This window comes from Cellulomonas sp. NPDC055163 (assembly GCF_053607065.1).
The window spans coordinates 13,482-36,102 of sequence record NZ_JBSGSU010000005.1; the positions used below are offsets into that span (position 1 = coordinate 13,482).

The window sequence follows — 22,621 nt, forward strand, 5'->3', positions numbered from 1 at the left end:
TCAGTCGACCGGCTCCACGGGCGAGCTCGTCAGCACGGCCACACCCCGGGCGGGGAGCACGACGCGCGTCGTCGGGTCGACGTCGTCCGGCGGGAGCAGCGTCACGGGCGACCACGACGCCTCGACGGTGAACGGCCCGCCCGCGCCGAGCGGCACGGTGCGCTCGGCGTGCGCGAGGTTGACCGCCACCCGGGCGCCCCCGCGGTGCACGACGAGCCAGCCCTCCCACGGTACGGCGGGCTCGTCCGGCGCGCGGTGGGCGGCCTCCGCCGGCGGGGCGTCGTCCCCCTCGAACCGCACGGTCGTGGCGGTGAGGTCGCCCGACGCCAGGTCCGGGTCGCTGCGCCGGAGCGCCACGAGCTCGCGGTACCAGTCGAGCAGCTCCGTGTGCGGCTCGCGCGCCGGCTCGGACCAGTCGAGCCGGCTGCGCTCGACGGTCCCGGGGGCCTGCGGGTCGGGCACCTCGACGTCGCCGCCGTACAGCGCCGTCCAGCCGTGCCCGCCGAACTCCCGGCGCCGCCCCTCGCGGACGGCCTGCGCGAGGTCCGGCTCCGGGTGGTCCGTGAAGTACATCCAGGGCGTGCGCGCGCCCCACTCCTCGCCCATGAACAGCATCGGGGTGAACGGGGACAGCAGCACGAGCGCGGCCTCGGTGGCGAGCGCGCCCGCGTCGAGGCGCTCGGACGGCCGGTCGCCGAGCGCGCGGTTCCCGACCTGGTCGTGGTCGGAGGCGAAGACGACGAAGCGGTGCCCGTCGGTGCCGGGCGGCACGGGCCGGCCCCACTCCCGGCCCCGGAACGTCGAGTAGGTGCCCGCGTGCACGAACACCTCGGTGAGCGCGGTGCGCAGGACCTCGGGGGTGCCGAAGTCGACGTAGTAGCCGTGCCGCTCGCCGGTCACGAGCGCGTGCACGGCGTGGTGGACGTCGTCGGCCCACTGCGCGGTCATGCCCCAGCCGCCCTGGCTCGTGGCTGTCAGGGACACGGTGTCGTTGAGGTCGGTCTCCGCGACGAGCGACAGCGGCCGGCCGAGCCGCTCCTGCAGCGCCGCGACCTCGTCGGACAGCTGCGCGAGCAGGTGCACGGAGGAGTCGTCGATGAGGGCGTGCACGGCGTCGAGGCGCAGGGCGTCCACGTGGAAGTCGGCGAACCAGCGCAGCACGCTGTCGCAGATCCACCGGCGGACCTCGTGGGAGCCGCGGCCGTCGAGGTTGATCGCCGCACCCCACGGCGTGTGGTGCGCGTCGGTGAAGTAGGGCGCGAACACGCTGAGGTAGTTGCCCGACGGCCCGAGGTGGTTGTGCACGACGTCGAGGCACACCGCGAGCCCGCGCGCGTGGGCCTCGTCGACGAAGTCCTGCAGCGCGGCGGGCCCGCCGTAGGGCTCGTGCACGCTGTACAGACCGACGCCGTCGTACCCCCAGCCGTGCTCGCCGTTGAACGCGGCGAGCGGCATGAGCTCGACGACGTCCACGCCGAGCGAGACCAGGTGGTCCAGCCGCTGCGTCGCGGCCGCGAGCGTGCCCTCGGGCGTGAACGTGCCGACGTGCAGCTCGTAGACCACGGCGCCGCGCACGTCGACCCCGGACCAGCCCGTGTCGCGCCACGCGTGCGCGGCGGGGTCGAACACGCGGCTCGGACCGTGCACGCCCGCGGGCTGCCACGCGCTGCGCGGGTCCGGGACGGGGTGGCCCCGGTCGACAGCGAACGCGTAGTCGGTGCCGGGCGGGAGGTCGCCGTCGGCGGCCCACCACCCGTCGTCCGCGCGGGTCATGGACCGGCGCTCCTCGCCCAGCACGAGCTCGACCGCCCGCGCCTTCGGTGCCCACACACGTGCCTGCACGGTCATCCCTCCGATCGGACCAGGAGCGCCACGGGGAAGCGGTCGAGCAGCGGGGCGACCTCCTGGACGCCGCCCGCGACCTCGTGCCCGGTGAGCACGTCGTGCCAGGTGCCGTCGGGCAGCGCGACGGTGTGGTCCGCCCACCCGCCGAGCCGCTCGAGGCCGACGCCGAGGCGCGTGGCCAGCGTCACGACGCGGGGGACGCCGGCGACCGTGCGGGTGAACGACACCAGGTGGCCCGACGAGTGTGCGAGCGCCCGGTAGCCGGCCTCCGGTCCCGTGAACGCCTCGGGCAGGTCGCGGCGCACGCGCAGGGCGCGCGACGTCACGAGCAGCTTCTCGTCGGCCGGGTCCCGGGGGCCGGCGCCCTCGTCGAGCCGCGCGAGCCGCGCCTCGAGCGTCGCGGTGTCCACGGGACGGCGGTTGTCGGGGTCGACGAGCGCGACCGACGGCACCTCCGTGCCCTGGTAGACGTCGGGGATCCCGGGGAGCGTGAGCTGCACGAGCTTCGTGCCGAGCGTCGCCGCCCGAACCGCGGCGCGCGTGCGCTGCTCCCAGTGCGTGAGCAGGTCGACGCACGTGTCGTCGGTCAGCACGCGCCGGGCCATGTCGAGCACCGCCGCCTCGTACGCCGCGTCGGGCTCCGTCCACGTCGTGCGGCTCTTGGCCTCGCGGATCGCCTTGGTCAGGTACTCGGTCAGCCGGTCCGCCGAGAGAGGCCCGTCCGGGGTCCAGGTGCCGGCGAGGGTCTGCCACAGCAGGTTCTCGGTGCGGCCGTCGAGCAGCGCGCTGCGGTACGGGGCCGACGCGGCGCGCAGCCGGTCCACGAGCGCCGACCACTCGACGGGCAGCTCGCTGAGCACGCCGAGGCGGTTGCGGGTGTCCTCGCTGCGCTTGGTGTCGTGCGTCGACAGCGTCGTCATGCCGAGCGGGGTGTGCGTCTGCGCGCGGGCCGCCCACGTCGCGAGCTCGGTCGGGGTCAGCGCGAAGCGGTCCGGCTCGCCGCCGACCTCGGTGAGCCCGGTCAGGTGCGTCCAGCGGTAGAACGCGGTGTCCTCGACGCCCTTGGCCATGACCGCGCCGCAGGTCTGCTGGAAGCGGACGACGAGCTCGTCGCGGCGCGGGGTGCGGGTCCGGCCCGCGCTGCCGGCCTCGCGCGCGAGGAGCAGGTCGACGAGGACGTCCATCGTGGCTGCGCGGTCGGGGGCGAGGCGGGCGCGCGCCGACGTGGCGGCGGCCTCCATCGCCTCGAGGGAGTCGGGGTGCACCGCCTCGCCCGGGACCACGTACGCGCGGTACCGGTCGAAGGCGACGAGCAGCTCGACGAGGCAGTCCTGGAGCGCGCGCCACGTGTGGTCGCGCAGGCGCAGGTCCTCCCGGCAGATCGCCGCCGCGAGCTCCGTGAGCCGGAACACCTCGGCGTACAGCGCGCCGTCGACGACCTCGCGCTTGGCCTCGTCGACGATCGCCGGCAGCGCGTCGGACGTGTCGTTCGTCAGGCGGTGCATGGTCGCGCCCAGCACGGCCGCGCCGCCCGGGTCGACGAACGTCTGCTGGATGCGCCACAGGGCCTCGTAGCCCGTCGTGCCGGCGGTGTCCCAGTCGTTCGGGAGCTCCTCCTCGCCCTGCAGGATCTTCTCGACGACGACCCACGCGCCGTCCGTGCGCTCGCGCAGCCGGGCCAGGTACCCCGCGGGGTCGGCGAGGCCGTCCGGGTGGTCGATCCGCAGGCCGTCGAGCGTGCCGTCGGCCACGAGCTCGAGGATGAGCCGGTGGGTCGCGTCGAAGACCTCGGGGTCCTCGACGCGGATCGCCGCCAGCGTCCCGACGTCGAAGAACCGCCGGTAGTTCAGCTCCTCGTCCGCGACGCGCCAGTACGCGAGCCGGTAGTGCTGGCGCTCGAGCAGCTCGGCGAGCGGCAGCGCCTCCGTGCCGGCACGCACGGGGAAGACGTGGTCGAAGTAGCGCAGGACCGTCGTCGTGCCCTCGGTGCCGGGCACCTCGACCTCGTCGAGCGACAGCTCGTCCCGCGCGAGGACCGCCCCGATCCGGTCACCGAGCACCGGCATGAGCACGGCGCCGTCGCCCGACGCCCAGTCGACGTCGAACCACGCCGCGAACGGTGACTCCGGACCGTCGGCGAGCACCGACCACAGTGCGCGGTTGTGCCACACGGGCGTGGGCACGGCCATGTGGTTGGGCACGATGTCCAGCACGAGCCCGAGCCCGGCGCCGTGCGCGGCGTGCGCGAGCCGGCGCAGCGCCGGCAGCCCGCCGAGCACGGGGGACACCTCGTCGTGGTCGACGACGTCGTAGCCGTGCGTCGACCCCGGTGCCGCGCGCAGGATCGGCGAGAGGTACACGTGCGTCACGCCGAGCGTCGCCAGGTACGGCACGCGCTGCGCGACGTCGTCGAGCGTGAGGTCCTCGCCGAGCTGGACCCGGTACGTCGAGACCGGGACCGGGTGGCCGTCGCCGACCAGCCGGCGCGCCGGGGTCCCCGGGCGGGGAGACTCGCTCACGCGCCCGCCCCGGGTGCCGCCGCCGGCGTCCCGGCGACCGTGCGCGGCTGCGTCGTCGGGGGACGGGTCAGCATCACGAGGGAGCGCTGCTCGGTCTCGAGCGTCGCGCCGGCCTTGAAGGTGTCGCCCTGCTGCACCGTCGTGTCGGTGTCCAGCACGGCCGTCCACTCCTCGCCGTACTCGAGCGGGGGCAGCGTGAACGTGGTCTTGGTCGGCTGGGCGTTGTAGAGCACGAGGAAGCTGTCGTCGACGATGAGCTCGCCGCGCAGGTCCGGCTCCTCGATGCCCTCGCCGTTGAGGAACACCATCACCGAGCGCGCCTGCTCCGCGTGCCAGGCGTCGTCGCGCATGTGCGTCCCGTCGGGTGCGAACCACGCGATGTCGTGCAGGTCGGACTCGCCGCCGTGGTCCGGGGAGCCCTCGAAGAACCGGCGCCGGCGCAGCACCGGGTGGTCCCGGCGCAGGTGCACGACCTGGCGCGTGAACTCGAGCAGCGCCTCGCGCGGCTCGTCGAGCTCCCAGTCGACCCACGACAGCTCGTTGTCCTGGCAGTACACGTTGTTGTTGCCCTGCTGCGTGCGCCCGAGCTCGTCGCCGTGCGCGAGCATCGGCACGCCCTGGGAGAACAGCAGCGTCGCGAGGACGTTGCGCTGCTGGCGCCCGCGGAGCTTGAGGACCTCCGGGTCCTCGGTCGGGCCCTCGACCCCGCAGTTCCACGAGCGGTTGTGGCTCTCGCCGTCGTTGTTGTCCTCGCCGTTCGCCGCGTTGTGCTTCTCGTTGTACGAGACGAGGTCGGCGAGCGTGAAGCCGTCGTGCGCGATCACGAAGTTCACCGACGCGATCGGGCGGCGTCCGGTGTGCTCGTACAGGTCCGACGAGCCCGACAGCCGGCTCGCGAACTCCGCGAGCGTGGAGGGCTCGCCGCGCCAGAAGTCGCGCACCGTGTCGCGGTACTTGCCGTTCCACTCCGACCACAGCGGGGGGAACCCGCCGACCTGGTACCCGCCGTCGCCCAGGTCCCACGGCTCGGCGATGAGCTTGACCTGGGAGATGATCGGGTCCTGCTGCACGATGTCGAAGAACGCCGAGAGGCGGTCGACCTCGTGGAACTGCCGGGCCAGGGTCGCGGCGAGGTCGAACCGGAACCCGTCCACGTGCATCTCGGTGACCCAGTAGCGCAGCGAGTCCATGATGAGCTGCAGCACGTGCGGGGAGCGCATGAGCAGCGAGTTCCCGGTGCCCGTGGTGTCGAAGTAGTGCGCCGGGTCCTCGTCGACGAGCCGGTAGTAGCTCGCGTTGTCGATGCCGCGGAACGACAGCGTCGGGCCCAGGTGGTTGCCCTCGGCCGTGTGGTTGTAGACGACGTCGAGGATGACCTCGATGTTCGCGGCGTGCAGCGCCTTGACCATCGACTTGAACTCCTGGACCTGCTGGCCCTCGCCGCCGTACGCCGCGAAGCCGTTGTGCGGCGCGAAGAAGCCGATCGTGTTGTAGCCCCAGTAGTTCGACAGGCCCTTGTCGACGAGGACCGGGTCGTTGACGAACTGGTGCACGGGCATGAGCTCGATGGCCGTCACGCCCAGGCTGGTCAGGTGCTCGATGATCGCGGGGTGCGCGAGGCCCGCGTACGTCCCGCGCAGCTCCTCGGGGATGCCCGGGTGCTGCATCGTCAGCCCGCGCACGTGCGCCTCGTAGATGACCGAGTCGTGGTACTGGTGCTGCGGCGGGTGGTCGTGGCCCCAGTCGAAGAACGGGTTCACGACGACCGACGTCATGGTGTGCCCGGCGGAGTCGTCGTCGTTGCGGGCGTCCTCCTCGCCGAACTGGTAGGAGAACAGCGACGGGTCGCCGTCGATCTGGCCGTCGATCGCCTTGGCGTACGGGTCGAGCAGCAGCTTGTTCGGGTTGCAGCGGTGGCCCTGCGCCGGGTCGTACGGCCCGTGCACGCGGAAGCCGTACCGCTGACCGGGCTGGAGGGCGGGCACGTACCCGTGCCAGACGAACGCGTCGACCTCGGGCAGGTCCACGCGGGTCTCGGTCCCGTCCGGGTCGAACAGGCACAGCTCCACGCGCTCGGCGACACCCGAGAACACGGCGAAGTTGGTGCCGGTGCCGTCGAACGTGGCACCGAGGGGATAGGGACGACCGGGCCAGATGCGCATCTGCCCAGAGTGCCAGGCAGCGTGCGGGGTCCGCCTCCCGGGAGGACCTGGTCGCCTGCTCAGGTGACGAGCATCACGCCCGGTTCCCCGGCGCGGGGTCCACGACCAGGGACTGCGCGAGCCGGTGCGTCTCACCCGGTTCGAGGTTCACCCGCGCCTCGCCGACGTTCGCGGCCTCGACGCACACCATGCCGAGCCACTCGTCGTCCCCGAAGTCGGGCATCGCCCGGGCCTTGCCGATCCACGGGTTCCACACGACCGTCGAGCGCGAGCCGTCCTTGGTCACCGTCAGGGTCCGGCCGAGCCCGGGGTCCACCACGCGGACCGTCGCCGTGCTCGCGTACACCCGGTCGGTCTCGGCGGTGAACCGCACCGGCTCGTCGCCCTGGCGCGCCTCCGCCGGACCCCCGGGGGCCGGCGCCTTGTCGGCGTACGACGCGCCCTCGAGCCCCTCGACGGTCACGTCGTGCACGTCGCCGACCGCGAGGTACGTGTGCAGCGCGTCCGTCAGCGTCACGGGCGCGTCGTCGTGGTTCGACACCGCGAGCTCGAGGTGCAGGGTCCGGCCCACGGTGACGCGGTACGTCGCCGCGAACCGGTGCGGCCACGCCGACGCGCGCGTGGCGTCCGAGTCCGCGAGCGCCAGCTCGAGCGTCACGTCGCCCGACGCGTCCTCCGTGGCGCCGCGCAGCTCCCAGGCCGTCGTGCGTGCCCAGCCGTGCGCCGGTGCGTCCGCGACCTCGGGGTGCGGGCCGAACCACGGGAAGCAGATCGGCACCCCGCCGCGGATCGGGGCGCCCCCCTCGAAGCGGCTCGCCGCGCTCGTCCACAGCACGGGCGCGTGGCCGTCCGGCTGCCAGGCTGTCACGTGCGCGCCGTGCAGGTACACCTCGGCGCTCGCGTGCGGCGTCTCGACGCGCACGCACGGGAGGCCGCCGTGGCCCTCGGCGAGCCGGACCGACGCGGGCAGGGCGGGAAGGGCGGGCATGGTGCTCCTCTGCGGGCCGGGCGAGGGCGACCGGCGCTCCCGGGCGCCGGTGCTCGGACGCCGACGGGAACCGCGCCGGGTCGTGCAACCACCCTACTGAGGCGCGTCCGGCCCACCGGGGCCCGACGGGGTGTCGACGCCGGCCGCGCTGCCCGGACCGGCCGGAGCACCCGGGGCCGGCGCGGACGGGAGGTGGGCGGCGAGCGGGCGCACGGGGCGGATCGCGGCGACGAGGGCGAGGACGTCCGGGGCGCGCGGGTCGCCGGTCAGCGGGCTGCCGTCGAGGTCGCTCATCGCCCGGCCCGAGCGGCGTCGGCAGCGGCCGGGCTGGTGCGTGTGCGTCGGTCCACGGTGGTGCTCCCCTCTGCTCGGTCCTCGTCCTGGGAGGAGCCTGCGGAGCGTGCGCTGATGCGTCCCGGCGCCGCCGCGCACCTCCCGCGCGCGCCTCCGCCGGCTCGACCGGGTGAGCGCTCCGGTGGCGCGCCCACCAGGGCGCTCGTACGGTCGTGGGACACGACCGGAGGAGGTTCGTCATGGGACTCGACGACAAGATCGCCAATGCGGCGGAAGAGCTGCAGGGCAAGGGCAAGGAGGCGGCGGGCCGCGCGAGCGGCGACCGCGACCTCGAGGCCGAGGGCCGCACGGACCAGACGAAGGCCGACGTGAAGCAGGCCGGCGAGAAGATCAAGGACGTCTTCAAGGACTGACGCCGACCGCACGACACCCGGGCCGGTCGCTCCTCACGGAGCGGCCGGCCCGTCGTCGCGCACGGCGGCGGTGGGCGACGCGCCCGCCCCGCGCCGGCGGGCCGCTCGCCCCCGGCGAGAGCGGCTCCGCCCGGGCGTCAGGTCGCGTGGTGCGTCCGGGCTGCGGCGTAGGACGGCTCGCGCAGCCGCGCCACCCACGCCTCGAGCGGCAGGCCCGGCAGCGGGTGGAGCGCCGCGTCGAAGCGCAGCACCGAGTCGACCGTGGCCTGCGCGGGGCCGTCGACGACGAGCTCGCCGAACTCGTGCCAGCGCCGCTCCCACGGGCTCGCGAACCCCAGCCGCAGGTGCCACGGCTCCGCCGCGAGCGCGGCGGCGAGCGCGTCGAGACCGGTCGGCAGCACGCGCGGCCCCGGCACCGCGACGAGGAGCACGGGGCCCGTGGGTGTCGCGTACGGCAGCAGGCTCCCGTACGCCCCGCCCGACGGCGCCCGGTGGGGGGTCAGCAGGAAGCGCGTGACGCGCCCGAGGCCGGTGGTCGAGAGCAGGAGGTCGCTCGGGCCGTCGGTCCCGTCGAGGCGCAGCGCGAGACCCTGCACGTCCGGCAGCGGCACGGGCAGCCCCACCGAGCGGGACAGGCGCGCGATCCCGCGGTCGGTGCCCGCCTCGTCGAGCCAGCGGGCACCGGTCGGCTGTGCGGAGCCGTGGCGCACGACGGTGGCCCGCAGCGTCGCGCCGTCGGGGTGCAGCGGCCGGGCGCCGCGCAGCGCGGTCACGGCGCGGGTCAGCCCGCCCAGTACGGCACCCGCGCCGGTCGGGAGCCGGAGAGCCGGACCTGCGGGGCCGTCGCGGTGCCGGGAGGTCGCGTCGAGGCGCTGCTGGTCCATGCGGTGATGGTCGCGCCGCAGGCCCGTGACCGCACCTCCGGCGGCGCGGACGCCGCCCGGCGCGGGCCGCCACGTCGGGCGGAGGGCTGCCGGCGCAGCGCCGGCAGCCCCCTGAGCAGGCGCTCCGATTGCCGCGTCCGCCGATCGGGCGCAGGCTCGTCGTCAGGGAGCCACGGCCCCGGCCGGCGTCCGCGCCGCGCCCGGTGCCGCGCAGCCCGCGACGACACGCCGCGCCACGACCAGCCGGTCGGGGCGCCCGACGCCCGCCGGCGCCCCGCGCCGCCGGTGACAGGAGGCCCCATGAGCGTCCACGCCGCGATCACCGTGCGCCGACCCCTCGACGAGGTCTACGCGTACTGGTCCGACTTCACGAACCTGCCGCGCTTCATGGCGCACGTCGAGCAGGTCACCGTCGCCCCCGACGGCACGTCGCACTGGCGCGTCTCGGGCCCCGTCGGCACGCACGTCGAGTGGGACGCGCGCGTCGTCGAGGCCGAGCCGCCGCGCGTGCTGCGCTGGGAGTCGGTCGGGAGCGCCGACGTGGAGAACTCCGGCAGCGTGCGCTTCACCGAGGCGCCCGGCGACCAGGGCACCGAGGTCCGGGTCGAGATCGACTACCGCGCGCCGGGCGGCAAGGTCGGCGAGCTCGTGGCCCGGCTCTTCGGGGAGCAGCCGCGCCAGCAGGTCGAGGACGACCTGCGCCGGTTCAAGCAGGTGCTCGAGACGGGCGACATCATGCGGTCCGAGGGCAGCCCCGAGGGCACGCGCGCGGGCAACCAGGTGCGTCAGCGCACCGCGGAGCCCGTCGAGCAGACGCCCGAGGGCGCGGTCGGCGCCGGCTGACCGTCGGGCCGGCTCCCGGCCGGTCGTCGGCCGGTGCCTCCCGGCGGGCAGCACCACGAGCACGACGAGCACGCAGACCAGCAGGCACGAGCAGCACCCCGGGGGCGGCGCGGTCCGCGCCGACGGGGACGGACCGGGACGCGAGCGCCCGCGGGCACACCCCGTGGACCGCGGGCCGACGACGAGAGGGACGAGATGCGCGCGAACAGGTGGATGGGCAAGGGAGTCGTCGAGGTCGGGGAGGTCCCGGACCCGAAGATCCTCAGCCCGCGGGACGCGATCGTGAAGGTCACGTCGACCGCGATCTGCGGCTCCGACCTGCACATGTACGGCGGGTTCATCCCGACGATGGAGAAGGGCGACGTCGTCGGGCACGAGTTCATGGGCGAGGTCGTCGAGGTCGGCAGCGCCGTCGGGAACCTGCGCGTCGGCGACCGCGTCGTCGTGCCGTTCCCGATCTCGTGCGGGGCGTGCACCCAGTGCGTGCGACGCAACTACTCCCTGTGCGAGAACTCGAACCCCAACGCGGGCATGGCCGAGAAGGTCATGGGCTACTCGCCCGCGGGGATCTTCGGCTACTCCCACATGCTCGGCGGGTTCGCCGGGGGGCAGGCCGAGTACGTGCGCGTGCCGTTCGCGGACGTCGGCCCGCTGAAGATCGAGCACGACCTGACCGACGAGCAGGTGCTCTTCCTCTCGGACATCTTCCCGACCGCCTACATGGGCGCCGAGATGTGCGACATCAGCCCCGGGGACGTCGTCGCGGTGTGGGGTGCCGGCCCGATCGGCCAGCTCGCCGCCGCGAGCGCGTACCTGCTCGGCGCCGGGAAGGTCGTGATCATCGACCGGTTCGACTACCGGCTGCGGATCGCGCAGGAGAAGGCCGGTGCCATCCCGGTCAACTACGAGGAGCAGGACGTCAAGGAGGCGCTCCTCGACATCACCGCGGGCCGCGGCCCCGACGCGGTGATCGACGCCGTCGGCATGGAGGCGCACCACCACGTGGGCGCCGTCAACGCGTACGACAAGGTCATGCAGGCCGTGAAGCTCGAGCCGGACCGTGCCGGTGCGCTGCGCGACGCGGTGCTGAACGTCCGCAACGGCGGGGTCGTGTCGGTCGTCGGGGTGTACGGCGGGTTCGTCGACAAGTTCCCGATGGGCGCGGTCGTCAACCGCTCGCTGACGCTGCGCTCCGGGCAGTGCCACACGCACCGGTACATGCAGCCGCTGCTCGACCGCATCGTCGCCGGCGAGATCGACCCGAGCTTCGTGATCAGCCACCGCATGACGCTCGACGAGGCGCCCGCGGGCTTCGAGATGTTCCGCGAGAAGGCGGACGGCTGCAACAAGATCGTGATGACGCCGTGAGCGCGGCAGCGGGCGACGGCGACGCGACGACGGACAGCACCACGCACGGGGCCCGGGAGACGCACACCCGCTCCGGCCCGCTCAGCGGCGGCATGGCCGTCGTCGAGCGGCGGGTCGGCTGCGCCGCGGAGGTCGTCCTCGAGGTCCTGGAGGACGGCTGGCTCTACGCCGGGTGGGTCGTCGGCGCGTCGCGCATCCGCGAGGTCGACGCGCACTGGCCCGAGCCCGGGGCGGCGATCCACCACTCGGCGGGCGTGTGGCCGTTCGTGATCAACGACAAGACCGTGTCCCGGCGCTGGGACGGGCGCAGCCGCCTCGAGCTGCAGGCCCACGGGTGGCCGCTCGGGGAGGCGCGCGTGGTCATCGACGTGCGGTCCGACGGCCCCGCGTCGTGCCGGGTCGTGCTCGCCGAGGACGCCGTCAAGGGCCCGGGCACGCTCGTCCCGCGTGCGCTGCGCAAGGCCGCGATCGTCCCGCGCAACAAGGAGGCGCTGCACCGCCTCGCCCTGATCGCCGAGGGGCGGGCGCGCGGCCACGGGGTGCCGCCGGGCGGGCCCGCCGGGGCGTCGTCGGCCAGCTCTGCGGGTGCTTCCGCAGGTGAGAGCGCCGCAGCGGGGTGACGCCACCGGATGCGGGGCAGCAGGGCGCGGTGCACGCTTGTCCGGTATGACCCCCGTGACCGCGGCCAGGCAGGCGCCGTGGACCGTCCCCGGCGAGCCCACCGGCTCAGACGAGGTGCCCCGCACATGATCCTCCCCACCCCCCGTGGACCGCTGAGCTCCGCCCTCGTCCCGCTCCTGCGCGGACCGGTCCCCGGCGACGACGACCCCGCACCCGCGCTCCCCGTCGCGGACGCGCTCGCGGCGTCGACCGACCTGCTCGAGGACGACGACATCCAGCTCGCGCTGTTCTGCCTGTACGAGCTGCACTACCGGGGTTTCGAGGACGTCGACGACCGCTGGGAGTGGGAGCCGGGCCTCCTGCGCGCACGCCGGCGACTGGAGGACGCGTTCGAGGCCGAGCTGCGCGAGCGCGTCAAGGTGCCCGACGCGCACGGCCTCGACCAGGCGGGCGTCGCCGAGACGCTGTTCACGATGGCGGCCGCCGAGACCGGCCCCGGGCTCGCCCGGTACGTCGGGAAGAAGGCCTCCGAGGGCCAGCTCCGTGAGCTGCTCGTGCAGCGCTCGCTGTACCAGCTCAAGGAGGCCGACCCGCACACGTGGGCGGTCCCGCGGTTGGCCGGCGCCCCCAAGGCGGCGCTCGTCGAGATCCAGGCCGACGAGTACGGCGGCGGTGACCCCGAGCGCATGCACGCCGCGCTGTTCGCGCAGACGATGCGCGGGCTCGGGCTCGACGACGCCTACGGCCGCTACGTCGAGGAGCTTCCTGCCATCACCCTCGCGTCGCTCAACGCGATGTCGCTGTTCGGGCTGCACCGGCGCCTGCGCGGGGCCGTCGCCGGGCACCTCGCGGCGTTCGAGATGACGTCGTCGCTGCCGAACCGCTTCTACGGCAACGGCTTCCGGCGGCACGGCCACGGGCCGGAGACGACGCTGTACTTCGACGAGCACGTCGAGGCGGACGCCGTGCACGAGCAGATCGCGGGACGCGACCTGGCCGGGGGGCTCGCACGCGACGAGCCGGAGCTCACCGCCGACATCCTGTTCGGCGCCGCGGTCTGCCTCGCGCTCGACGACGCCGTCGCCGGGCACATCATGACGGCCTGGCAGGCGGGCCGCTCGTCGCTGCGCGCCGCATGAGGGCCGCGCCGTGGGACCTCACCGCCTCGGCGTCGGGGCGTGCCCGGTGCGCGGCGGCCCGCCGGGAGCGGGCGCTCGCGGAGCTGCGGCGCAGCGGTCCTCGGACGGCCGTGGCGGGGTGCCACCCGGCGGCCGGCCGACGCTGAGGCGGTCGGGGACGGGCCGCCGGGGTGGCTGACGTTCGGCGGCGGTAGACGAGGGGAGTCGACACCGAGCGGTCGACGTCCCGGGCCGCCGACGCGCCGCGCCGGTCAGTCGACGCTGAGCCGCCGGACCACCGCGCGCGCGGCCGCCGTCACCAGCGCACGGTCGTGCGTCACGACCATGTCGAACGGGCGGTCCCCGTCGACGTCGGCGTGCCCGGCCGCGCGTGCGACCAGGGCGCTCGCGGCGTGCGCGCCGAGCACGAGCACCGTCCACTCCGCGACGAGGGGGTCGTGGGCGTCGAGCGCCCACCCGCGCACCCCGGGCGCCGGCTCCGCCGGCATGTCCTCGCCGAGCGCCGCGACGAACGGCAGGCGCTGCGCGAGCCCGGCGTAGCGGCGCGCCGTCGGCGCCGTCACGTACCGCTCGTGCTGGAAGCACGAGAGGACCATCGGCGGGACGAGCGAGTGCTGCGCTCCGAGCTCGAGGGTCGTCGAGAGCGGGACGAGGAGACGCTTGGGGACCCGCTGGACGGTGCGCACCGCGGCGGCGAGGTCGAACGGCGTGGTGCGGTGCTGCGTGGGGACGGGCGCGTGCGCCGCGAACCTCTCGGGGAGGTGCTCCGCGGCGCCGGGTACAGGTCCGGGACGGCCCCAGTACCAGCCCTGCCCGAGCGTCGCGCCCAGCACGACCGCCCGCGTGAGGTCGTCGGCGTCCTCGACGCCCTCGGCGACGACCTCCGCGCCCGACTGCTCGGCGTAGTCGCGCACGGCACCCGCCACGACGACGGTCTGCGGGTCCTCGAGCGTGCGCAGCAGACCTAGGTCGAGCTTGACGACCTCGGGACGCAGGAGCGGGACGAACGCGAGCGACGCCGGGCGCGCGCCCACGTCGTCGAGCGCGATCGCGCACCCCGCGGCGCGCAGCCGGTCCGCGGCGGCGAGGATCCGCGCCGGGTCCGCCGCGAGCGCCCGCTCGGTGATCTCGACGACGACCTGGAGCCCGGGCGGGCGCCGGTCGAGCACCTCGAGGACCGGTTCGAGGTGCCGGGTCAGGGTCTGCGGCTCGACGTTGACGAACAGCGTCGCCGCCCCGCCGCGGAGCCCGGCCGTCGCACCGGCGCAGGCCGTGGCCAGCGACGCCCGTTCCAGCTCGACGAGCCGGCCCGCGGCGCGGGCGTCCTCGAGCAGCGTGAGGGGCGAGGCCCACGCGGTGCCCGCCGGGCCGCGCAGCAGCGCCTCGTGCCCGAGGGTCGCGCCGGTGCGCAGGTCGACGAGCGGCTGGTACACGCTGTGCAGCGCGCCGCTCGTGAGCAGGTCGTCGAGGGGGGAACGGGTCGGTGTCGCCGTGCGGCGTGACGAGGCAGAGGTCACGGGTGCCCCATCGGACGGACCGGGCCGGGTCTGACCGTTCCGCCGGCGCCGTCCGGGTGCGGGGCTGCGGAGGCGGCAGCAGACTGGCGACCATGCTCGACGACCCGGACCTCCCGCCCGTGCCCCGCGCGCCGCGCCCCGCCGTCATCGTGGCGTGCCCCGACGGGCCGCTCCTCGTGCGCGGCGACGCGGAGATCCGGGACGCCGAGGGCCGGCTCGTCCCGCGCCGGCGGGCCACCGTCGCGCTGTGCCGGTGCGGCGCGTCGGCGATCAAGCCGTGGTGCGACGGCAGCCACAAGGCGACCGGTTTCACGACCCGCTGACCGGCGCGACGGCCCGCGCCAGGGGTCCCGCCGTCGGCGCGGTTGCGGTGCGGGGAGCCCGGGTCAGCGTGGACGAGCGGTCCAGCACCGGGCCCCTCGAGCCGCCCGGCGCGAGAGTCCTGCGGCGGTACCCGGCTGCGGCCGGCCACCCGGACGGGCCATCACCATGGCAACGGGAGAGACCGGGTTCGACGACGCCGGCTACGGCCTCGTGTCGGTGCAGTACCTCTCGCTCGAGGCGGGGCACGACGACGGCGGGTAGGTGCGCGACGCCCGCGACGCGGGACGCGACGACATCGCCGAGTTCGTCGAGCAGGTGAGGCGCGAGGACTCCGACCGTGCACACTGCTGTCACGCGTCCCTGGGCGAGCTCACGCATGCACGGCACGTCCGCGACCAGCCCCCAGGGAGCGTGAGCCGGGGCCGGCGCCACGTCGCGCGGCGCGGCGCGGCGGGGAGCAGGTGGGGCGCGCGGGCCGCGTGTAGCGTGATGTGGAGCGACGAGTCTGGGGGGTGGCGGTGGCGGAGCACACGGAGCTGCTGGCCCGGCTCGCGTCCGCGGTCGCGAGCGCATCCGAGTCGGAGTCCTTCACGTGGCGGCTGTGCGAGGCCACCCGGCGGCTCCTGGGTGCGGACGGCGCGTCGCTGACCGTCGACAACGCCTCGCCGAACCGGATCACGCTGTGCGCGACCGACGAGGTCGCGGCCCAGCTCGAGAACCTCCACGACGTCCTCGGCGAGGGTCCGGCCACGTCGGCGTACCTCACCGGCGAGCCGGTCGTCGTGACCCTCGCCCAGGCCGCCGAGCGGTGGCCGGTGTTCGCGGAGGCCGCGACCCGGCAGACCGACGCCGGCCAGCTGTACGCGCTGCCGACGCGGCAGGGTTCCGCGGTGCAGGGCGTCCTGACGCTCTACCGCCGCACGCCGGGCCCGCTCACGGAGGACGCGGCCGGGGCCCAGTTCCTCGCGGACGCCCTCGCGGCCGCGCTGCTGCACGACTCCGAGGCGCTGTCCGACCTCGGGCCGGGCGGGTCCTGGTCGAACCGCGCGCAGGTGCACCAGGCGACCGGCATGGTCGTCGCGCAGCTCGCCGTCACGGTCCGCGACGCCCTCGCGATCCTGCGCGCCCACGCGTTCGCGCTCGACCAGCCCCTCGCCGAGGTCGCCCGCTCCGTCGTCGCCCGCGAGCTCGTGTTCGGACGCCAGGAGGACGCATGAGCGAGGACCGCGCCGACATGACCACCCCCACCCCAGCCGCCCGGAGAGCCCACCTGATGACCGGACACAGCCCGACCCGGGCGCTCGCCGAGATGTCCGCGACCCTCGTCGAGGAGTACGACGTCGTCGGCGCGCTGACCCACCTGTGCCTGGCGTGCACGGACGTGTTCGGGGCGAGCGCCGCGGCGCTGCTCGTCCGCGGCGACGGCGGTGCGGGCGCCGAGCTCGAGCTGCTCGCGGCGTCGTCGCACGGCGCCACCGAGCTCGAGCTGCACCAGCAGCAGGTCGACCAGGGCCCGTGCCTCGACGCGGTGTCCGCCCGCCGCCCCGTGCACGCCGACGACGCCGACGAGATCGCCCGGCGGTGGCCGCGGTTCGCCGCCGTCGCCGGCCCGTCCGGGGTGCGCGCCGCGCACGCCTACCCCCTGCGGTGGCGCGGCCGGGTGCTCGGCGCGCTGAACGTCTTCTTCACGGCCGACCGGAGCCTCGACCCGGAGGAGGAGGTCGCCGCGCAGGCGTTCGCCGACGTCGCGACGATCGCGATCGTGCACGCCCGCGCCCGGCCCCGCGTCGAGGTCATCGCGCGCGAGGTGCAGGAGGCCCTGGACGGGCGGACGGTCGTCGAGCAGGCCAAGGGCGTGCTCGCCGTCCAGGAGTCGATCGATCCCGCCGAGGCGTTCCACCGGCTGCTCGACCGGTCCGACGCGCTGGGCGTCTCGCTCGCGTCGCTCGCGGCGCGGGTGGTGGAACGCGCCCAGCGCGGGCTGCACTGGGAGACCGCGGACGCCTGACGGCGGCGCACCTCAGTGTCAGGGCCGCCGCAGGGACGCCCGACGGAGCCGCGTTCGGCCCGACGAGCGGTGACTGGGGCCCGATGAGCGGTGCCGGCTCGGCGCTCGTGTGCCGGGCGGGCGTCAGCTGCGGCTCGAGTCGCGGAACGCCGGGGGAGGGCTCGCCGGCTGGCCGGTCACGCCCTCGATGATCGCGACCGCGACGTCGCGGAGCTTGGTGTTGCGGTGCTGTGACGCGGTCCGCAGGATCGCGAACGCGTCCTCGGCGCTGCACCGGTTCTGGGCCATGATCACGCCCATCGCCTGGTCGATGGTCGCGCGCGAGGCGAGCGCGGCCTTGAGGTGCGCGTTGACCTGGGCCTGGCGGTGCGCCGACCGGCAGACGGTGAGCGCGTGCGCGAGCTCCTGCGCGTAGTGGGTGGCCGTGGTGAGGGCGGCGGTGTCCCACGCGTCGGGGACCGGCGAGTAGAGGACGAGCACCAGCTCGGCATCGCCGTCGAGGCGCGCCGGGATCGCGACGGCCGACCGGAACCCGGCCTGCGACGCGAGCGGTGACCACGACGGCCACCGCGGGTCGTCGTCCACGTCGGGAACCACGACCACCCGGACCCCGCGGCGCGCCGTGGCGGAGGGGCCGGCGCCGGACTCGTGGACCGCGAGCTCGCACTCCTCGGCCCGCGCGCTGCTGGAGGCGACGAGGCGCATCGTGTCGCCGTCCCGGACCGAGACGACCACCTGGGTCGACGGCACCACCTGGGGGATGGCGGCGACGGAGAGCTGTTCGAGGAACCGCTCGGCACACGCCGTCTCCGTCACCCCGTTCACGTGCGTCCCGATGTCGCCGACCGTGATCTCGTCTCTCATGGTGGTCATGCCGCTGCTCACCCCTGAACGTCCGGCTCATGCCGTGTGCGCCCTCGCCGCCCGTGTTCCGCAGGCGCAGTGCGAGCCGCTGTCCCGTCGTGGTGCGGGCGCGGCGGACCCGCCGGAATCAGCATGAATCGCCCACCGTCCCCGCGCAACACGGCGGACGTCCGCCGCGCGCGTCGTGGCTGCTCATGCCCTCCTTCAGAGGTCCGGCCGAGCCCCGTACCGATGTCCCCCGAGGGACCGACGGAGGCGCGCGCGTGCAGCGGCGGGGAACCGACCGGTTCGTCGAGGACGACCGGCCCACGGTGGTCGTCGCGCGCCGCGACCGGTGTGCGGAGCTGCTCGGCACTCTCGCCCGGCACCGCGCACCGGTCGTGCTGCTCGACGACGACTCACGTGACGGGCCGGTCCGGCACGGTGCCGGCCGGGCCCGTCAGGGGGTCGGCCTGCGCTCCGCGAACTCGGTGCCGGGGTGCGGGGCGACGCCGGTGACGCTCTCGATGAGGGCCGCGGCGACGTCCCGGAGCTTGAGGTTGCGGTTCTGGGACGCGCTGCGCAGGATCCGGAACGCGTCCTCGGACGAGCAGCGGTTCTCCGCCATGATCACGCCCATCGCCTGGTCGATCACGGCGCGTGACGCGAGCGCGGCCTTGAGGTCCTCGTTGATCTCCGCCTGGTCCGCCGAGCGCAGGCACAGCCGCAGGGTGCGGGCGACCTCGTCGGCGTACATGTCGGCGGTGGCCAGCGCGTCGTCGTCCCACGCGCCCGCCTCCTCGGAGTACAGGTTGATCGCGATGTCGACGCCCTCGCGCACGCCGCGGGGGATCGCGGCCGCGGAGCGGAAGCCCGCCTTCCGGGCGGCGTCGGCCCACACCGGCCAGCGCTCGTCGTCGTCGAGCTCCTGGATCACGATCCGCTCGCCGGTCTCCGCGGACGTCAGGCACGGGCCCTCGTTCGCGGCGAACTCGACCTCGTCGCACTGCGCGGCGCGCGCGTCGCTGCTGGCGACGCCGATGGGCCGGCCCTGGCGCTTGAGCATGATCGCGACGTGCGCGTCGGGGCGGATGCGCGCCGCCGCGGCCTGCGCGACGCCCTCGACGAACTCCTCGACGCCCGCCGCGTCGAGCAGCAGCGTGTGCAGCTCGGTGATGGCGTGCGCGCGCTCGACGGTCCGGTCCATGGGTGCGCTCCTCGGGTCGACGACGTTCACGGCACAAGGATCGCGCGGGGTCGGGGATCGCGCACGCGCCCCGCGCGAGGCCGGTCGGACGCGCGTCCGGCTCGGGTCGCGAGAAGCGCTTCTCCGGCGCACGATCTGTCCCAAGAGCCGCGTCGGCTCGGCCCTCCGGCCAGCGGGGGCGCCCGCCCGGGACCCCTGGGCGGGCCGGCGCCGTCCCGCACCCGTGGACGGCCCACCCGCCGGCGTCCGTGTCCGCTTCCGTCGACGACCGTCGGCCCGGACCGGCGTGGGAGTCCACGGGCGGGATCGGAGGGGTACGTGATGGGCACGCGACGGGTTGGACTGTGCGGGTCGGTGGCGGCCGGGGTGCTCGCGCTCGGTGCGTGCGCGTCGGGCAGCGGGGAGCCGACGCAGGCCGAGGTGACGTACGGGTCGGACGCCGCGATGAGCGGTGAGCTGACGGTGATGGGCTTCGGGACGGGTGACGACGTGGCGCAGGTGCGCTACGACCGCACCACGGACGAGCTCGGGGACGACGTGGAGGTCTCGCTCGTCGAGGGGGACCTGGACATCCAGGCGTTCCTGTCGGCGGTCGCGGCGGGTGACCCGCCCGACCTCGTGTACGCGAACCGCGACCAGATCGGCACCTTCGCCTCGCGCGGGGCGATCCTGCCGCTCACGGACTGCATCGCCGCGGAGGACGTCGACACCGGCCAGTTCCGGGAGGCGGCGTCGGGCCAGGTGACGTTCGACGGCGCCGTGTACGGGCTCCCGGAGTTCAACCAGGTGCAGGTCACGATGGCGGACTCCTCGCTGCTGTCCGCGGCCGGGCTCGGCATCGAGGCCGTGAACGGCTCCGACTGGGACGCGGTCACGCAGGCCACGTCGGCGCTGGTCCGCCGGGACGGGGGCGCGCTGTCGGTGATCGGCTTCGACTCCAAGCTGCCCGAGTTCTTCCCGCTGTGGGCCAAGGCGAACGGTGCGGACCTGCTGTCCGACGACGCGCGCACCGCGCAGCTGGACTCCCCGGAGGCGCTCGAGGCGCTCGAGCTCGCGGTGGCGGTCTACGACGCGCAGGGCGGGTTCCCCGCGGTGAAGGCGTTCCGCGACTCCGCGGACTTCTTCGGCGAGGGCAACCAGTTCGCGACGCACACCCTCGGGGCGATGCCCATGGAGAACTGGTACGTCAACGTGCTCAACGAGGTGTCCCCGGACGCGACGCTCGCGTTCGACACGTTCCGCTCCCGGGAGGGCGAGCCGCTCGCGTTCGCGACGGGCTCGGCGTGGGCGATCCCCGCGGGCAGCCCGAACGCGGCCGCGGCGTGCCGGTTCGCTGCGACGATGGTCGAGCAGGACAGCTGGCTCGCGGCGGCGCAGGCCCGTGCCGACGCCCGCGCCGAGTCCGGTCAGGTGTTCACGGGTCTGCTGACGGGCAACACGGACGCCGACGAGCAGATCCGCTCGACGCTCGTGGAGCCGTCCGGTTCCCCGGTGTGGGACGCGGCCGTCGAGGCGGTGTACGAGGCGAACGAGAACACGTTCTCGCTGCCCGCGAACCCCGCCGACGCCGAGTTCAAGGCGGCGTGGCAGGACGGCGTGAACCGGGTGCTCAACGGCCAGCAGGAGCCCGCCGAGGCGCTCGCGCAGGCGCAGGAGGAGGCGCAGGAGGCGCTCGACGACGCCTGGGCCGAGTGGGACGAGCGGTCGGACGGCTGACGTGACCACCACGACGGCCGCCCCGGTGGCCGCGGGTCCTGTCGCGCCCACCCGCACCCGCACCGCGCGGGCCCGGTCGCGGCGCAACCTGCGCTCCGCCCTGCTGTTCCTGAGCCCGTGGATCATCGGGTTCCTCGTCTTCACGCTGTGGCCGGTCCTGTACTCCGCGTACCTGTCCCTGACCGACTACGACGTGATCAACGACCCGCGCTTCATCGGGCTCGAGAACTACCGCGACATGGCCGCCGACCCGAAGATCGCGCTCGCCCTGACGAACACGGTCGTCTACACGGTGCTCGCCGTCCCGCTGCACGTGGTCGGCGCGCTCGGCCTCGCGCTGCTGCTCGAGCGGGCCGGGCGGTCCTCCGGGTTCTTCCGCACCGCGTTCTTCCTGCCCAAGATGACCCCGCCCGTCGCCGTCGGCGTCCTCGTGCTGCTGCTGTTCAACGGGCAGAACGGGCTCGTCAACGAGGCGCTCGGTGCGGTCGGCATCCAGGGGCCGTACTGGACGACGGACCAGGCGTGGATCAAGCCCGCGCTCGTCCTCATGAGCATGTGGACGATCGGCGCGACCGTGATCATCCTGCTCGCGGCCCTGCGCCAGGTGCCGTCCGAGCTGTACGACGCCGCGCGGGTCGACGGCGCCGGGTTCTGGCGCCGGACGTTCGCGGTCACCGTGCCGATGATCTCGGGGACGCTGTTCTTCGTCGTCGTCGTCAACACCATCGCGGCGTTCCAGATGTTCACCGAGGCGTACACGGCGTTCTTCGGCTCGGGGAACACGACCTACGCCAACGAGGCCGCGCTGTTCTACGTCATCTACCTGTTCCAGCAGGGCTTCGAGAACCTCAACATGGGGTACGCCTCCGCGATGGCGTGGCTGCTGTTCGTGATCATCCTCGCCGTGACGCTCGTGCAGCTCGCGGTCTCCAAGCGCGTCGTCTACTACGAGGGGGACCAGAAGTGACCCGCTCACCGGTGCGCCCGCTGATCCTCGCCGCGCTCGTCGCCGCGACGGTCGTGTTCGTGTACCCGTTCGTGTGGCTCGTCAGCGCGTCCTTCAAGCCGCGGGGGGAGGTCTTCGACAACCGGCTCGTCCCGGAGACCTTCACGTTGGACAACTACGTGCAGGTGTGGCGCGAGGTGCCGATGGCCCAGTGGCTCTCGAACACCGCCCTCGTCACCGTGCTCGCGGGCGTCACCGTGACCCTGTCCAGCGCAGCCGTCGCGTGGGGGTTCGCGTACTTCCGGTTCCGGGGGCGCGGGTTCCTGTTCGGGCTCGTGCTCGCGACGATGATGCTGCCCGGCGCGGTCACGCTCATCCCGACGTACCTGATCTGGAAGGAGCTCGGCTTCGTCGGGACGCTGACCCCGCTGTGGGCCGGGAACCTGTTCGGCAGCGCGTTCTACATCTTCCTGATCCGGCAGTTCTTCCTCGGGCTGCCCCGGGAGCTGTTCGAGGCCGCGTCCCTCGACGGCGCCGGCAACTGGACGATCTTCCGCTCCATCGCCCTGCCGCTGGCCCGCCCCGCGCTCGTCCTCACGCTCCTGTTCGAGACCCAGGCGGCGTGGACCGACCTCATGCGGCCCCTGATCTACGTGCAGGACTCCGACAAGTTCACCGTCCCGCGCGGGCTCAAGGCGCTGCTCGACCAGTACGGGTTCGGCGGGGAGTGGCACTGGGAGATCATCGTGACCGCCTCGGTCATCGCGACGCTGCCGATGATCCTGCTGTTCTTCGCCGGCCAGCGGCACTTCGTGGAGGGCATCGCCACGACCGGCTCGAAGGGCTGACGGCCGGGCGGGCGGGGCGGCGCCGACCTGGTGCCGGCCCGGGCGGGCCACCGGTTCCCCCGCGGAGAGGGGGTAGTTGTTGGGGAAGGAGGCGAAAAAACCCCCCCCCCCCCCCCCTCTCCCAACCAGGTCGTTC

General features: G+C 74.5%; 20 protein-coding genes. 11 read left to right on the forward strand and 9 right to left on the reverse strand.

Going from position 1 to position 22,621, the window contains the following annotated elements; all coding sequences use genetic code 11:
• The 5 genes from treZ to ACWFNE_RS10640 all read right to left on the reverse strand — a co-directional run bounded on the left by treZ (position 1) and on the right by ACWFNE_RS10640 (position 7,808).
• Positions 1 to 1,848 (reverse strand): malto-oligosyltrehalose trehalohydrolase, encoded by a 1,848-nt coding sequence (gene treZ, locus ACWFNE_RS10620; RefSeq protein ID WP_452122391.1) that lies wholly within the window; start codon positions 1,846 to 1,848, stop codon positions 1 to 3.
• Positions 1,845 to 4,364, reverse strand: a complete 2,520-nt coding sequence (gene treY, locus ACWFNE_RS10625) for a malto-oligosyltrehalose synthase (protein WP_452122392.1) — start codon at positions 4,362 to 4,364, stop codon at positions 1,845 to 1,847. The genes treZ and treY overlap by 4 nt, the downstream gene beginning before the upstream one ends.
• A complete protein-coding gene (gene glgX / locus ACWFNE_RS10630) occupies positions 4,361 to 6,526 on the reverse strand; it encodes a glycogen debranching protein GlgX (RefSeq protein ID WP_452122393.1) in 2,166 nt (721 codons plus the stop codon). The genes treY and glgX overlap by 4 nt, the downstream gene beginning before the upstream one ends.
• 73 nt (positions 6,527 to 6,599) lie before the next feature.
• Positions 6,600 to 7,514, reverse strand: coding sequence for a D-hexose-6-phosphate mutarotase (locus ACWFNE_RS10635; RefSeq protein ID WP_452122394.1), 915 nt, complete (start codon positions 7,512 to 7,514; stop codon positions 6,600 to 6,602).
• Positions 7,515 to 7,607: 93 nt separating this feature from the next.
• Entirely contained in the window at positions 7,608 to 7,808 is a 201-nt protein-coding gene (locus ACWFNE_RS10640) for a hypothetical protein (protein ID WP_452122395.1), read from the reverse strand.
• Positions 7,809 to 8,047: 239 nt separating this feature from the next.
• Here ACWFNE_RS10640 and ACWFNE_RS10645 point away from each other — a divergent pair, with 239 nt between their 5' ends.
• Positions 8,048 to 8,221, forward strand: coding sequence for a CsbD family protein (locus tag ACWFNE_RS10645; protein ID WP_452122396.1), 174 nt, complete (start codon positions 8,048 to 8,050; stop codon positions 8,219 to 8,221).
• 137 nt (positions 8,222 to 8,358) lie between these two features.
• On the opposite strand, the gene ACWFNE_RS10650 is transcribed toward ACWFNE_RS10645, so the two are convergent.
• The gene (locus ACWFNE_RS10650) at positions 8,359 to 9,105 is read right to left on the reverse strand and encodes a hypothetical protein (protein ID WP_452122397.1); all 747 of its coding nucleotides are present in this window, start codon (positions 9,103 to 9,105) and stop codon (positions 8,359 to 8,361) included.
• A 300-nt stretch (positions 9,106 to 9,405) separates the two neighbouring features.
• On the opposite strand from ACWFNE_RS10650, the gene ACWFNE_RS10655 reads away from it, so the two are divergent.
• The 4 genes from ACWFNE_RS10655 (at position 9,406) to ACWFNE_RS10670 (ending at position 13,076) form a co-directional block, all read left to right on the forward strand.
• On the forward strand, positions 9,406 to 9,948 hold the full coding sequence (locus ACWFNE_RS10655; RefSeq protein WP_452122398.1) for an SRPBCC family protein: 543 nt from the start codon (positions 9,406 to 9,408) through the stop codon (positions 9,946 to 9,948).
• Between the two features lie 195 nt (positions 9,949 to 10,143).
• The gene (locus ACWFNE_RS10660) at positions 10,144 to 11,316 is read left to right on the forward strand and encodes a zinc-dependent alcohol dehydrogenase (RefSeq protein ID WP_452122399.1); all 1,173 of its coding nucleotides are present in this window, start codon (positions 10,144 to 10,146) and stop codon (positions 11,314 to 11,316) included.
• Complete coding sequence (locus tag ACWFNE_RS10665) at positions 11,313 to 11,936, forward strand: SRPBCC family protein (protein WP_452122400.1); 624 nt, start codon at positions 11,313 to 11,315, stop codon at positions 11,934 to 11,936. The genes ACWFNE_RS10660 and ACWFNE_RS10665 overlap by 4 nt, the downstream gene beginning before the upstream one ends.
• A 126-nt stretch (positions 11,937 to 12,062) precedes the next feature.
• A complete protein-coding gene (locus tag ACWFNE_RS10670) occupies positions 12,063 to 13,076 on the forward strand; it encodes an iron-containing redox enzyme family protein (protein WP_452122401.1) in 1,014 nt (337 codons plus the stop codon).
• Between the two features lie 251 nt (positions 13,077 to 13,327).
• Here ACWFNE_RS10670 and ACWFNE_RS10675 read toward each other — a convergent pair whose 3' ends face one another.
• Complete coding sequence (locus ACWFNE_RS10675; protein ID WP_452122402.1) at positions 13,328 to 14,593, reverse strand: sensor domain-containing phosphodiesterase; 1,266 nt, start codon at positions 14,591 to 14,593, stop codon at positions 13,328 to 13,330.
• Positions 14,594 to 14,685: 92 nt separating this feature from the next.
• On the opposite strand from ACWFNE_RS10675, the gene ACWFNE_RS10680 reads away from it, so the two are divergent.
• The 3 genes from ACWFNE_RS10680 to ACWFNE_RS10690 all read left to right on the forward strand — a co-directional run bounded on the left by ACWFNE_RS10680 (position 14,686) and on the right by ACWFNE_RS10690 (position 16,925).
• Positions 14,686 to 14,916 (forward strand): CDGSH iron-sulfur domain-containing protein, encoded by a 231-nt coding sequence (locus ACWFNE_RS10680; protein ID WP_452122403.1) that lies wholly within the window; start codon positions 14,686 to 14,688, stop codon positions 14,914 to 14,916.
• 519 nt (positions 14,917 to 15,435) lie between these two features.
• Positions 15,436 to 16,134 (forward strand): GAF domain-containing protein, encoded by a 699-nt coding sequence (locus ACWFNE_RS10685; RefSeq protein WP_452122404.1) that lies wholly within the window; start codon positions 15,436 to 15,438, stop codon positions 16,132 to 16,134.
• Positions 16,131 to 16,925 (forward strand): GAF and ANTAR domain-containing protein, encoded by a 795-nt coding sequence (locus tag ACWFNE_RS10690; RefSeq protein WP_452122405.1) that lies wholly within the window; start codon positions 16,131 to 16,133, stop codon positions 16,923 to 16,925. The genes ACWFNE_RS10685 and ACWFNE_RS10690 overlap by 4 nt, the downstream gene beginning before the upstream one ends.
• A 123-nt stretch (positions 16,926 to 17,048) precedes the next feature.
• On the opposite strand, the gene ACWFNE_RS10695 is transcribed toward ACWFNE_RS10690, so the two are convergent.
• Together ACWFNE_RS10695 and ACWFNE_RS10700 are read right to left on the reverse strand one after the other, a co-directional pair.
• Positions 17,049 to 17,798: an ANTAR domain-containing protein gene (locus ACWFNE_RS10695; RefSeq protein ID WP_452122406.1), complete on the reverse strand. Its 750-nt coding sequence runs from the start codon at positions 17,796 to 17,798 to the stop codon at positions 17,049 to 17,051.
• A 430-nt stretch (positions 17,799 to 18,228) separates the two neighbouring features.
• Positions 18,229 to 18,975, reverse strand: coding sequence for a GAF and ANTAR domain-containing protein (locus ACWFNE_RS10700; protein WP_452122407.1), 747 nt, complete (start codon positions 18,973 to 18,975; stop codon positions 18,229 to 18,231).
• 354 nt (positions 18,976 to 19,329) lie between these two features.
• On the opposite strand from ACWFNE_RS10700, the gene ACWFNE_RS10705 reads away from it, so the two are divergent.
• The 3 genes from ACWFNE_RS10705 to ACWFNE_RS10715 are packed head-to-tail and all read left to right on the forward strand — an operon-like array spanning position 19,330 to position 22,485.
• Complete coding sequence (locus ACWFNE_RS10705; protein WP_452122408.1) at positions 19,330 to 20,691, forward strand: ABC transporter substrate-binding protein; 1,362 nt, start codon at positions 19,330 to 19,332, stop codon at positions 20,689 to 20,691.
• Between the two features lies 1 nt (position 20,692).
• Positions 20,693 to 21,658, forward strand: a complete 966-nt coding sequence (locus ACWFNE_RS10710; RefSeq protein WP_452122409.1) for a carbohydrate ABC transporter permease — start codon at positions 20,693 to 20,695, stop codon at positions 21,656 to 21,658.
• On the forward strand, positions 21,655 to 22,485 hold the full coding sequence (locus ACWFNE_RS10715; protein ID WP_452122410.1) for a carbohydrate ABC transporter permease: 831 nt from the start codon (positions 21,655 to 21,657) through the stop codon (positions 22,483 to 22,485). The genes ACWFNE_RS10710 and ACWFNE_RS10715 overlap by 4 nt, the downstream gene beginning before the upstream one ends.
• Positions 22,486 to 22,621 lie beyond the last annotated feature (136 nt).